This window comes from Posidoniimonas polymericola, from assembly GCF_007859935.1.
GTDB classification, from domain to species: Bacteria; Planctomycetota; Planctomycetia; order Pirellulales; family Lacipirellulaceae; genus Posidoniimonas; species Posidoniimonas polymericola.
This window is the reverse complement of sequence record NZ_SJPO01000020.1, coordinates 1-11,845: the sequence shown is the minus strand read 5'-3', so window position 1 is coordinate 11,845 and position 11,845 is coordinate 1. Positions and strand designations below refer to the sequence as shown.

At 67.5% G+C, this 11,845-nt stretch carries 7 protein-coding genes; 4 read left to right on the top strand and 3 right to left on the bottom strand.

Going from position 1 to position 11,845, the window contains the following annotated elements:
* Nucleotides 1-157: 157 nt before the first annotated feature.
* Both Pla123a_RS24315 and ggt read right to left on the bottom strand, forming a co-directional pair.
* Nucleotides 158-1,408 carry an IS4 family transposase gene (locus tag Pla123a_RS24315; protein WP_146591951.1) on the bottom strand — a complete coding sequence of 417 codons (1,251 nt, stop codon included), beginning with the start codon at nucleotides 1,406-1,408 and terminating at the stop codon, nucleotides 158-160.
* A 279-nt stretch (nucleotides 1,409-1,687) separates the two neighbouring features.
* A complete protein-coding gene (ggt, locus tag Pla123a_RS24310) occupies nucleotides 1,688-3,388 on the bottom strand; it encodes a gamma-glutamyltransferase (RefSeq protein WP_146591949.1) in 1,701 nt (566 codons plus the stop codon).
* 248 nt (nucleotides 3,389-3,636) lie between these two features.
* On the opposite strand from ggt, the gene Pla123a_RS24305 reads away from it, so the two are divergent.
* From Pla123a_RS24305 to Pla123a_RS24295, 3 genes are all read left to right on the top strand, one after another.
* The gene (locus Pla123a_RS24305) at nucleotides 3,637-4,581 is read left to right on the top strand and encodes a calcium/sodium antiporter (RefSeq protein ID WP_146591947.1); all 945 of its coding nucleotides are present in this window, start codon (nucleotides 3,637-3,639) and stop codon (nucleotides 4,579-4,581) included.
* A 130-nt stretch (nucleotides 4,582-4,711) separates the two neighbouring features.
* The gene (locus Pla123a_RS24300; protein WP_146591945.1) at nucleotides 4,712-5,845 is read left to right on the top strand and encodes an HlyD family secretion protein; all 1,134 of its coding nucleotides are present in this window, start codon (nucleotides 4,712-4,714) and stop codon (nucleotides 5,843-5,845) included.
* A 96-nt stretch (nucleotides 5,846-5,941) separates the two neighbouring features.
* Nucleotides 5,942-8,164, top strand: a complete 2,223-nt coding sequence (locus Pla123a_RS24295) for an ABC transporter permease (RefSeq protein WP_146591943.1) — start codon at nucleotides 5,942-5,944, stop codon at nucleotides 8,162-8,164.
* Between the two features lie 35 nt (nucleotides 8,165-8,199).
* Here Pla123a_RS24295 and Pla123a_RS24290 read toward each other — a convergent pair whose 3' ends face one another.
* Complete coding sequence (locus Pla123a_RS24290) at nucleotides 8,200-8,871, bottom strand: hypothetical protein (RefSeq protein WP_146591941.1); 672 nt, start codon at nucleotides 8,869-8,871, stop codon at nucleotides 8,200-8,202.
* 520 nt (nucleotides 8,872-9,391) lie between these two features.
* On the opposite strand from Pla123a_RS24290, the gene Pla123a_RS24285 reads away from it, so the two are divergent.
* The gene (locus tag Pla123a_RS24285; protein ID WP_146591939.1) at nucleotides 9,392-11,590 is read left to right on the top strand and encodes a cation:dicarboxylate symporter family transporter; all 2,199 of its coding nucleotides are present in this window, start codon (nucleotides 9,392-9,394) and stop codon (nucleotides 11,588-11,590) included.
* The last annotated feature ends 255 nt before the right edge of the window (nucleotides 11,591-11,845 follow it).

Genomic DNA, 11,845 nt, shown 5'->3' with positions numbered 1-11,845 from the left:
GCCCAGTAGCGTCCGGGATAAGTGTACTTAGAAGGTCGTGCAGTCGGAATGTGCGTGAGAGTCCCCTTGTGAGGGTCTCGGCCGCGAGTTCGGCGGTTTTATCGTGATTGAAAGCGCGCATGCGGCGGCGCTCGGATCGTGACGGGCGCGTCACGCCTCAGGCGTTCTCAGATTTCTTTTTGGCAGCTCTGCGGGCACGGCTTTGGCGGTCGAGCTCGCAGCGGCGTTCTCGCTCGCGGAGGATGGGAAGCACCTCGTCGAGCGTCGCCCCTCCGGCGGCTACTTGGCTCAGCAGAACGAACAGGTACTTGCTCGGCCGGTAGCCGGTGTGCAGGTACATCAGCATCGCCGCGATCACGGTCACGTAGAGGTGCGTCTGCACGCCCTCGCGTGTGTGGCTGATCAGGTGGTCGAAGTTGGCGAGCGTCTTCAGCCAGCGGAAGAAGAGCTCGACCCGCCAACGCCACCGGTAGAGCGTCGCGACGGTTGCCGCCGGCACGTCCAGGAGGTCCGTGATCAGGCGGAGGGTCTTGGTCTCGCCGTCGGAGTTGAGCGACACGACCACCTCGCGGAACAACGCGTCGGCGATCCCGGCGCGTCCGGCGGAGTCGGTCGCGAACCGGCCTACCCGGTCGCTTACCACGCCCGCGGCGAGGTCTTCTTCGCGAAGCTCCTTCTCGAGCTCCACCTCCAGGGCCGAGCTATTGGACCCTGCCGGCTTGAACCGCACGACGAAGTCCGCCCCAGGCGTCTCGCAGTGCGCGCGGAGCAACGCGAAGCTCATGTAGCCGCGGTCGTAGACGTGGATGCGATTCGGCTGCACGTGCGTGACGGCCGAGTCGGCCTCGCTCTGGCCCGGATCGGGAACGACGAGGACCTCCGGCAGCCAAGTGGCGGCGTTCACGTGCGCGTCAACCCGCGCGCGATGGCGGGTCGCCCCGTGGTTGTTCCGCTCGGCGATGGCCCACGCAACGCCCGCCACGGCGGGCAAGAACGTGCCGTCGACCGCGACCGTCTTCTGCAGTAGCTGGTGCAGGTCCCCCGCATCGCCGGTAGGCTGCCTCGCCTGCTTGCGGGCGAGCTGCCCCGCGAGCGCCTCGACGATCGGAGTGAGCCGCTCGGGGTCGGAGAGCGAGTTGAAGTCCGAGAGCGTGCTCTTGCAGATCTTGGCGACCGTGAGGTGCTTCTGCGCCTGACGCGTCTGGCTGAGGTCCTCGATCGTCCGCAGCGAGCGGATGGCCGGATTGAAGAACGCCAGCAGGTAGACCACGAACACGTCGTCCAGGAACAGCCGGCGGTTGCCGTGGGCGTCATCGCCACGCAGCCCATCGAGGTGCTTCTGCAGCAAGCGGATATACTTGCCCCCAATTAAGGGCTCGGGCCACTCGGCGGGTTCGGGCGACGACATACGCCACCTCTACCACACACAGCCGCAATAGCGCAAGTTAAAATCGTGTGAAGGATTTACCGGACGCTACTGGGCAGAGCCAGTGGCACCCACGGCAGAACCAATTCTCGAGCGCCAAACCAGTAGCTCTCGCTTGCGTCCCGATCACCTCTTGTCGCAAGCGCTGCCGACGTTCGCCCGATTGAGGTCTGATAGTGGGCCGGCTCCATCGCGGGCGAAAGTCGCTGCTACCCGACGGAATGGGCGCAGGCAATTGCTGGGATGACGTGCCGGCGGGTTCTAGTACCCAATCGCGATGCCGTCCTTGCGGGACTCGGTCGCGCCGTAGTACACGCCGCGGTCGGCGTCGTACCAGATCGCCTGGTAGCCGCCGAAGTCGCCGCCGTGCTTCACGCGGTGACCACGGCGCTCGAGCTCGCCAATCGTTTCGGCGCTGACGCCGCTCTCGACGTAGGCCTGGCCGCCTTTCTTGTCGGCGGGCAGGCCGGTCGGCGTGGACGAGCCGTCGTGCCGCACGCGGGGGGCGTCGCCCGCTTCCTGCAGGCCCATCTGGAAGTCGAGCAGGTTGACGATAATCTGCACGTGCCCCTGGGGCTGCATGTCGCCCCCCATGACGCCGAAGCTCATCACCGGCCGGCCCTCCTTGGTGAGAAAGGCCGGGATGATGGTGTGGAACGGCCGCTTGCCGGGGGCGAAGCTGTTGGCGTGGCCCGGCTCGAGGTTGAACAGCTCGCCGCGGTCCTGCAGGCAGAACCCCAGCCCGGGCGGGCAGGGGCCGGCGCCGAAGCCGCGGTAGTTGCTCTGGATCAGCGAGACCATGTTGTGGTCTTTGTCGGCGGTGGTGAGGTAGATCGTGTCGCCGTCGCGGAGGAGCGGGTCGCCCGCTGCGAGCTCGGTAGCGGCGTGGTGCGGGTCGATCAGCTTAGCGCGGCGGGCGCCGTACTCGTCGGAGATCAGCCCCTCGACCGGCGCCGGGTTGAAGTCGGGGTCGGCGTAGAACCGGGCGCGGTCCTCGAAGGCGAGCTTCTTGGCCTCCAGGAATAGGTGCAGGTGGTCGGGGCTGCCGAAGCCCGCCTTGGCCAGGTCGAATTGCTTGAGCACCTGCAGCATCTGCAGGGCGGCAATGCCCTGGCCGTTGGGCGGCAGCTCCCACACCTCGTAGCCGCGGTACGCCACGCTGACCGGTTCGACCCAGTCGCTGTGGTGGCTGGCGAGGTCTTCGTAGCGGAGGTAGCCGCCGTGCTCGCGCATGAACTGGTCGATCACCCGGGCGATCTCGCCGCGGTAGAACGCGTCGGCCCCGCCCGCGGCGATCTTCTCGAGCGTCGACGCGAGCGCCGGGTTGCGGAACTGCTGCCCGTGCTGAGGCGGCTGGCCATCAATGAGGAACACGTCGGCCCACCCCGGCTGGTCGCGGAACACGCGAACCCCGGCGGCCCAGTGCCTGGCGGTCACCTCCGTGACAGCGTACCCATCGCGGGCGTGGTTGATCGCGGGGGCGAGCACCTGCTCGATCGGCAGCTTGCCGAACCGCTTGTGCAGCGTGAACCAGCCGTCGACGCAGCCGGGCACGGTGATCGGCAACACGCCGTGCGGCGGGATCGTCTCGTGCCCGAGCCGCTGGAACTCCTCGATCGACAGCGCCTGCGGGCTGCGGCCGCTGGCGTTGAGGCCGTGCAGTTTTTGGGTTTTGCTGTCCCATACGATGGCGAAGAGGTCGCCCCCCAGTCCGCACGAGGTCGGTTCGGTGACGCACTGCACGGCGTTGGCCGCGATCGCCGCGTCGACCGCGTTGCCGCCGGCCCGCAGGATGTCGATGGCAGCCAGGCTCGCCAGCGGCTGGCTGGTCGCCGCCATGCCGTGCGCGCCGACCGCCGGCGAACGGGTCACAAACGCGCGACCGCCCGGCCGGTCCACCGCGAGACTGGTCTGTGTGGCCAAGAGGATCCCCAATCCTAGTGCGATGACGTGTGGCTTCATGTGTGAGTGGGTCGTTGAGTCTTGTTGCTGCAGGACGCGGGTATTGTAGCCGAATAATGGCGTCCGAGGGCAACCGCCAAGGCTGTCACTGCGCCCATGCTGGGCGGGTCGAGGCGATCCCACCGCCGACTCGTCGCAGTCGATCGGAGTCGTGGAAGTTGCGGCGTCCACCGGGGCCCTGGATAGCGGAAGCCGACGCGGGCGACTCTAATCGAGCGGCTCCCCCTTCCCTCCGAGACACGACTTCAATGACGCCGATCCTTGGTTTTCTGCTGGGCCTTGGGTTGTTGGTCTTTGGCGCCGAGGCGTTGGTCCGCGGCGCCAGCCGACTGGCCGCAGCCATCGGGATGTCTTCGCTCGCGATCGGCCTCACGGTGGTCGCGTTCGGCACCAGCGCCCCCGAGCTGGCGGTCAGTTTGAAGGCGTCGCTCGCGGGGCAGACCGACGTGTCGCTCGGCAACGTGATCGGCAGCAACACGTTCAACGTGCTCGCGATCCTCGGGCTGGCCGCACTGATCACACCGCTGAGGGTCCACTCCCTGTTGGTGCGGCGCGACATCCCGGTGATGATCGGCGTGTCGCTGCTGGCGTGGCTGCTCGCCGCCGACGGCGTCATCGGCCGAGCCGACGCGGCCGGTTTGATCGTCGTGTTCTTGGGGTACTCGGTCTGGTTGTTCCGGTCGAGCGCCGCCCCGGGCGATGGGGACGAGCCGGCCGCGGCCGGCGCTCGCGGCTCGCTGCTCGCCGCCGGCGGCGCGGTGGCGGTTGGCCTGGCGGCGTTGGTGGTCGGCGCCCGCTTGCTGGTAGACGCCGCGGTGCAGATGGCGACCGCCGCAGGGGTCGACGAGGTCGTGATCGGGTTGACAATCGTGGCGGCTGGCACCTCGCTCCCCGAAGTGGTCACCTCGGTCGTCGCGAGCCTCCGCGGCGAGCGAGACATCGCGGTCGGCAACATCGTGGGAAGCAACCTGTTCAACCTGCTGTGCGTGCTCGGCGCCGCGGGCCTGTCGGCTCCCGAAGGCGTGCCGGCGGCCTCGGCCGTGCTGCGGTTTGACTTCCCCGTGATGGTGGTCGCCGCGGTTGTCTGTCTGCCGTTGGCCTGGACGCGCGGGACAATCGATCGGTGGGAAGGAGCGCTGCTGCTGGCCGGCTACCTCGTCTACGTCGGACTGCTGGTGTCGTGGGCGACGTAAGCTCGCGGTGCGGCGGCGGACAAAACGCCGCGTTGTCGGCCCGGGGGACCGCTGGTACCATGCGCACACCGGCGAATCGCCCAATGGCGGCTCGTGATCTCCAACTTCCTCTCTTACCCGAGACCCCGCCATGGCCCCGCGGCTGCTGGCTGCTGTGCTTGTTGTCGCCGCGCTCGGCGGGCTGATTGCCTACAGCCAGTTGACCAGCGAACCGGACCACGTCTCTGGGTTTGTTGAGGCCGAGGACGTGCGGCTCGGGTCACGGGTAGGTGGGCGGGTCGCCGAGGTGCTGGTTGAAGAGGGCGACCGCGTCACCAAGGGCCAGCTGCTGGTGCGGCTCGAGCCGTACGACCTCAAGGAACAACGCGCCGCCGCGGCCGCGGACCTGGCCGCCCGCCAGGCCGAGTTCGACAAGCTGACCGCCGGGCTGCGGCCCGAAGAAGTCGCCCAGGCCGCCGCGCGGGTCGACCGCCTGTCCGCCTACCTCAAGAAGCTCCGCACCGGGCCCCGGCCGCAGGAGATCGGCGCCGCCCGGGCGCGGCTCGCGCAGGCCGAGGCCGAGCTGCGACTCACCGACCGCAACCTCAAACGCATCGAGGCAATCGCCGAACGCGGCGCGGCGACCCAGGAGGAGCTCGACACCGCGGTCGAGCAGCAGACCGCCGCCAACAACCAGGCCCGCGTGCGGCAGCAGGAGCTCGAGCTGCTAGAGATCGGCACCCGTGAAGAAGAGATCCAAGAAGCCGAGGCCCAACTCACCGAGGCCAACGAGGCGCTCGCCCTCGCGCAGCAGGGCTTCCGCGACGAGGAGATCGCCCAGGCCAAGGCGGCCCGCGACGCGGCGCAGGCGTCGCTCGAGGCGATCGACCGGCGGCTCGAAGAACTGAAGGTGTTCTCCCCCGTCGACGGCGTGGTCGAGGCGCTCGACCTCGAGCCGGGCGACCTGACCTCGCCCGGGGCGCCGTTCATGTCGGTGCTCGACACCAGCAAGTACTGGGTCCGCGCGTACGTGCCGCAGCGGCGGATGGACCTGGCGGTCGGCCAGCATTTGCGGGTGACGGTCGACAGCCTGCCCGACGACAGCTTCGACGCCGAGCTGATCTTCGTCGCGCGGCAGGCCGAGTTCACGCCCGGCAACGTGCAGACGCCCGAGGACCGCGCAAAGCTGGTGTACCGCATCAAGGCGCTGCTGCCCGGCGACCACAAGCGGCTACGCCCCGGCGTAACCGCCGACGTGTGGCTCGACAAGAACAACGAGGAGTGAGTCCCTCTCCCCAGAAGGGGGAGAGGTTAGGAGAGGGGGTAAAGAAACTAGCGGAGCGCAGCTCCTCCTCCGTCAAACGACGCTGACCTGTAGTCCATGCCCGACCCCGCCGACAACCAGCCACTCGTGATCGACGCCCAGGGGCTCGGTCGGCGGTTTGGCGATTTGGTCGCCGTGCGGGACGTCAGCTTCCAGGTGCGCCGGTCGGCCATCTTTGGGCTGCTCGGCCCCAACGGCAGCGGCAAGAGCACAATCATCCGCATGCTGCTGGGCATCCTGCCCGCCAGCGAGGGGACGGCCGCCGTGCTGGGCCGCGATGTCGGCTTGGAGGCCGAGCAGATCAAGCGCCGCGTCGGCTACATGTCGCAGGCGTTCAGCCTGTACGCCGACCTCACCGTGCGGGAGAACATCGAGTTCTACGGCCGCGTCTACGGCCTGACGCCCGAGCGGATCCGCGAGCGGCTGACCGAGCTGCTCGAGCTGACCGGCATCGGCGACCGCGTCGACCAGCTCGCCGGCACGCTGTCGGGCGGGTGGAAGCAGCGGCTGGCGCTGGCGTGCGCGCTGGTGCACGAGCCGGAGCTGCTATTCCTCGACGAGCCGACCGCCGGCATCGACCCGGTCGCGCGGCGCCAGCTGTGGGACCTGCTGTACGAACTGTCGGCCCAGGGGGTCACACTGTTCGTCACCACCCACTACATGGACGAGGCCGAGCGGTGCACCTCGGTCGGCTACATCTACCTGTCGCGGCTGCTGGTGCTCGGCAAGCCCGACGAGCTGAAGCAGCTGCCCGAGGTCACGCCCGACGACGCGCGACGCTACGAGCTGCGGGCGGAGCACCCGGCGCGGCTGATGTCGCGGCTCCGCGAGCAGGAGGGGGTCCGCGACGCCACGATCTTTGGCGAGGCGATCCACCTCTTGGTCGATCAGGACCGCGGGCCCGAGGAGCTGCTCGAGCCGCTCGGCGTGGACCCGTCCAAGGTCGAGGTCCGCGAGATTGCGCCCAGCCTCGAGGACGTGTTCGTCACGCTGACGCAGCGGGCCGACAACGACTCGCTGCCCGACCAACTCACCGAGGCGCCGTCGCCCGCGGAAGAAGAATCACTAGAGCCAACGCCACCCCCGCCGACGCCGACCAACGGCGAGGGGGTCAGCAAGCGGGTCGCGTCGCCGCTGCACGGGCTGTGGGCGGTGCTGGTCAAGGAGTTCGCCCACATCCGCCGCCAGCCGTCGACCATCTTCTTCATGCTGGTGGTGCCGGTGATGCAGACCATCATCTTCGGCTACGCCATCAACACGCAGATCGAGAACATCCCGCTGGTCGTGCACGACCTCGACGGCCGGGCGGCGTCGCGCGAGCTGGTCGCGCGGATGGTCAACACGCGTCGGTTCCGCCTGGTCCGCAAGGTGACGGGTGACGACGAGTTCTACCAGGCGCTGCGGGCCGGCGTCGCGCAGGCGGGCTTGATCATCCCGCCCGACTACAGCGACCGGCTGATCCGCGGCGAGCAGGCCGCCGTGCAGGTGCTGATCGACGGCAGCGACTCGCAGATCGCCACCACCGCGAGGTCGACCGCGCAGCTCCTGGGCCTCGACATGTCGATCAACCTGGCCCGCGGCCGCGGCGAGGCGCTCGGCGTCGCGCCGTCGCGCGACCCGACAGGGCAGGGCGCCCTGCCGATCGACGTCCGCACCCGGCTGCTCTACAACCCTGATCTCGAGAGCGCGTACTTCTTTGTGCCCGGCCTGGTAGGGATCATCCTGCAGTTGGTGACGCTGTTCCTCACCTCGTTCGCCGTGGTCCGCGAGCGCGAGCTCGGCACCCTCGAGCAGCTGTTCGTCACGCCGGTCAGCCGGGCCGGCCTGCTGCTCGGCAAGCTGACGCCGTACGCCGTGGTCGGGTTGTTCGAGACCCTCTTGGTCCTGGTGGTGATGATCTACGTGTTCGGTGTCCCTATCCGGGGCGACGCGGTGCTGCTGGTGGCGTTGGCGATGCTGTTCATGGTCACCTCGCTCGGGCTGGGGCTCTTGGTGTCGACCATCGCCCGCACCCAGGTCGAGGCGGTGCAGTTCGCCTTCGTGGTGATGCTGCCCTCGGTGCTCTTGTCGGGCTTCGTGTTCCCGCGCAGCGAGATGCCGCTGCCGATCTACGGCCTGTCGTTCCTGATCCCGGTGACGTACTTTATTGAGATCCTCCGCGGCGTGATCCTCCGCGGCGCGGGCCTGCTGGACCTGATCCCCTCGGTGACGGGGTTGGTGCTCTGCTGCGTGGTGGTGCTCTCGGTGAGCATTGGGCGGTTCAGGAAGCAGATTGAGTAATTCACCTTCAACGCTCTGCTACGGGGCCGGGAAAGTCAGTCGGCGCCAATAACGCGTGCTGCGAGCTTGACCGCCAACGACTCAGCAAGCTGTCGATTGCCGGGAGTGTCTCTGAGCATTACTCTCCCGTGATACCAGCGCGCACTGTTTCTTGCACCGCCCTCACCGATCAATGAGAACCCCTGTTCATCAAATCGAACAACGACGCCAGTGAACGGGTTCTTCCCCTCACTATAACCCTGGTGGCGGATGCCCTCGGTGGCGTCAACCGCAGCAATCCACTCCTCGATCGGAATCGGGTCGAGAATTGACTCTCCGTAACGTGAAGTGCGGCAGATGTAGAGATCGCCTTCGTTGGGCGGCCAGTCAATCCGGCACTGCTGCTCCGCGGTCGGCAAGAAATCCGACAGCGACTCGTCCGTGCTGACAATGCCGAGTGGATCGTGATCCCAGAGGTGCACAACTTCGGCCGGGTCATCGCCAACAACGAACAAGTAATTGCCACACCCGTCGCCCGTCAAGAAGAATCGCTTGCGGTGCTCTTCCGTATCCTCGAGATCGGTGAGTTCGAGATTCAGCACTAGCAGGGTAGTTGGATCAAAACCTTGCTCCGAAACTGCGTCGGCCGAATTAAATCGCAAGTACTGCAAGTACCCCTCCGGCACCGGTCCAGATATTCTCGCCACGAGGTCTTCTAGGCTACCCATCGCGTCTCCTGCTTTTTCGACTACTGCATCGAAGCTACTGAAGAAACACCAATGTACCCCCGGTTCTCCGAACCGGGAATTCCTGGTTCGGAGAACCAGCGATACTATCAGCGGGTAGCACCGACAGTCGTTCGCACCACGGCCCGGCCGCGTGTCGACTCATTCGAACGATTGTCGGTGGGCGCAGCCCAAGAGGTTTTGCGGCGTTGATGAACGCTTGCGGCTCGATTGCCTCTTGTCGCACGGGACACCGAGTTCTGCGCTATCTTGCGAGCAGCTAATTCCTGGTTCGGAGAACCAGGGATACTATCAGCGGGCCGAATGGCGATTCTCTCTCGAAACCGCTGCGTGCGTAGCGCGCAAACTGGTCGGGGGCGGCCCAGCTCGGCTGCTTGCAGCAAACCAGTGCTGACAAGCCGGGCCAGATCCGCAAGAATGCGCGGCGGTTGGACCATGCAGACTCACCCGCGGCAGCGGCGTACGGACTTCGACAGGCGCGACATGAACGACCCCACGCGACATGCCCCGACTCAAGAAGCCCCAACTCAAGAAGATTGTCCGCCTGAATCTCTCTGCGCGGATCGTGGTCGGCCTCGCAGCCGGCGTGCTGTGCGGCCTGCTGTTCGGTGAGGCGGTCGCCTGGCCGGGGATTGTCGGCAAGACGTACATCGGCCTGTTGCAGATGGCGATCCTGCCGTACATGGTGGCTTCGCTGATCGGCGGGATCGGCGCGCTCGACGCCCAGAAGGCGAAACGGCTGGCGGTGACCGCAGGAGTGGTGCTGCTGGCGTCGTGGGGGCTGGCGCTCGGGTTCGTGTTCCTCACGCCGCTGGCGTTCCCCTCGATCGAGGCGGGCGCCTTCTTCTCGCCGAGCCTGACCGAGGTTAAGCCGTTCGACTTCGTCGGGCCGTACATCCCGGTGAACCCGTTCCGCTCGATGGCCCAGACCGTGGTGCCGGCGGTGGCGGTGTTCAGCGTGGCGACCGGCATTGGGCTGATCTCGGTCTCGCCCGAACGCAAGCGGGGCCTCCTGGACATGCTCGAGGTGACCTCTGCCGCGCTGACGCGGGTGGCGGTGATGGTGATCCGGCTGGCGCCGTTCGGCCTGTTCGCGATCGCCGCCAACGCCGCCGGCACGATGACCATCGAGGAGTTTGGCCGGCTGCAGGTGTTCATCGGCAGCTTCGTGCTGATGACCCTGGTGCTGACCTTCGTGGTGATGCCGGGCATCGTGGCGGTGGTGACGCCGTTCCGCTACACCGAGGTGCTGCGGGCGTCGCGCGCGGCGCTGATCACCGGCTTCGCGACCGGCAACCTGTTTGTCGTGCTGCCGCTGTTGGTCGAGCAGGGGAAGCTGCTGTTCCAGGACCGCGGCATGCGAACCGCCGACACCGACAACTTCATCGAGGTGCTGATCCCGATCTCGTTCAACTTCCCGAACCTCGGCAAGCTCCTGACGCTGGCGTTCGTGCTGTTCGCCGGCTGGTACACCGGCAACGACGTCGCGCTCACAGACTACCCGATGTTCTCGGTGATGGGCGTGCTGTCGCTGTTCGGCGGGGTCGACCTGGCGCTGCCGTTCCTGCTGGACCAGATGCGGATCCCGTCGGACATGTACCAGCTGTACGTGGTGACCGGCGTAGTGAACGGCTGGTTCGCGACGCTGCTGGCGGTGATGAACCTGTTCTCGTTCACCCTGATCGCCACCTGCGCGGCGACCGGCACGCTGACGGTCAGCGTCCGCAAGGCGGCCACGACCGCCGTCGTTGTGGTGGTGCTGCTGGCGGCGTCGTTGCCGGCCGCCCGGATCGGCTTCGCACGGCTGATCGGCGAGAACGACATCGCGCAGCAGACCCTCACGCAGATGCGGGTCGCGTCGGACGTGGCGGCGACGGTCGTCACCGATCCGCCCGCAGCCGAGGCAGAATCACCCGCCACGCCCGGCCCGCGGCTCGAGCGGATCCTGGCCGACGGCGTGATCCGGGTCGGCTACCACCCGAAGATGACGCCGTTCTCGTTCTTCAACCACGAGGGCGAACTGGTGGGGCTCGACGTGGCGCTGATGCACACGCTGGCCGACGAGCTGGGCGTCGGGCTCGAGTTCGTGCCGTGGACCTACGAGACCCGCGGCGAGCAGCTCTCCCGCGGCGAGATCGACATCGCCATCGGCGGCCTGCTGCTCAACGCCAAGCGGCTCGCCAATGGCGCGTTCTCGCTGCCGTACATGACGGTGACCGCGTCGGTCGTGGTCAAGGACCACCGCCGCGCGGAGTTCGAGAGCTGGGACGACGTGGCCGCCGCGCGGGACCTCCGCCTGGCGATCCTGGGGAGGCGTGTCGCCGAGACGATCCGCCGCCGCCTGCCCGACGCGCAGCTCACGGTGGTCGAGTCGCCGCTCGAGTTCTTCGAGCCGTCCGACGACGCCACGGCCGAACCGTACGACGGGCTGATCATGAGCGCCGAGGGGGGCTACGCCCACACGATCCTGTACCCGCAGTACGACGTGGCGATCCCCGCGCCGCAGGTCCGCGGGCAGGTGGCGTTCGCGCTGCCGCGTGGCGACCCGGAGTGGAGCGAGCTGCTGGCCGCCTGGATCCGCTTGAAGCAGGCCGACCAGACCATCGCCCGGCTGTACGACAAGTGGATCCTCGGCCGCGGCGCCCGCGAGACCGGCCCGCGGTGGTGCGTCGCGCGGGACGTGCTGGGGTGGATGGAGTAGCGGGGCTCCCAGGCAGCCACGTTTCTTCGAAGCGGGAACTCTCGGCTCGGTGAGCTGCGGGATCGCTGGGAGGGGTCGCAGTGGATGACGCGCAGGTCGATGAAGCCGGTGCCGGTTCGGGGGTCCCGAGTCTGACCGAGGTTGTGACAACCGCCCGCAAAAAATGCCTACTGGGGTGCCACCTTACGCCGTTAACCCTCTGAGTTGGTTAGCGGTTTGTACTTGCAGTTTGGTCGCCTTGAGGATTTTGGGCGG

Excerpts from the sequence above, each read along its gene's own strand:
- Pla123a_RS24285 (WP_146591939.1), top strand. The coding sequence starts at position 9,392 with ATGCCCCGACTCAAGAAGCCCCAACTCAAGAAGATTGTCCGCCTGAAT.
- ggt (WP_146591949.1), bottom strand. The coding sequence starts at position 3,388 with ATGAAGCCACACGTCATCGCACTAGGATTGGGGATCCTCTTGGCCACA.
- Pla123a_RS24300 (WP_146591945.1), top strand. The coding sequence starts at position 4,712 with ATGGCCCCGCGGCTGCTGGCTGCTGTGCTTGTTGTCGCCGCGCTCGGC.
- Pla123a_RS24295 (WP_146591943.1), top strand. The coding sequence starts at position 5,942 with ATGCCCGACCCCGCCGACAACCAGCCACTCGTGATCGACGCCCAGGGG.
- Pla123a_RS24290 (WP_146591941.1), bottom strand. The coding sequence starts at position 8,871 with ATGGGTAGCCTAGAAGACCTCGTGGCGAGAATATCTGGACCGGTGCCG.
- Pla123a_RS24315 (WP_146591951.1), bottom strand. The coding sequence starts at position 1,408 with ATGTCGTCGCCCGAACCCGCCGAGTGGCCCGAGCCCTTAATTGGGGGC.
- Pla123a_RS24305 (WP_146591947.1), top strand. The coding sequence starts at position 3,637 with ATGACGCCGATCCTTGGTTTTCTGCTGGGCCTTGGGTTGTTGGTCTTT.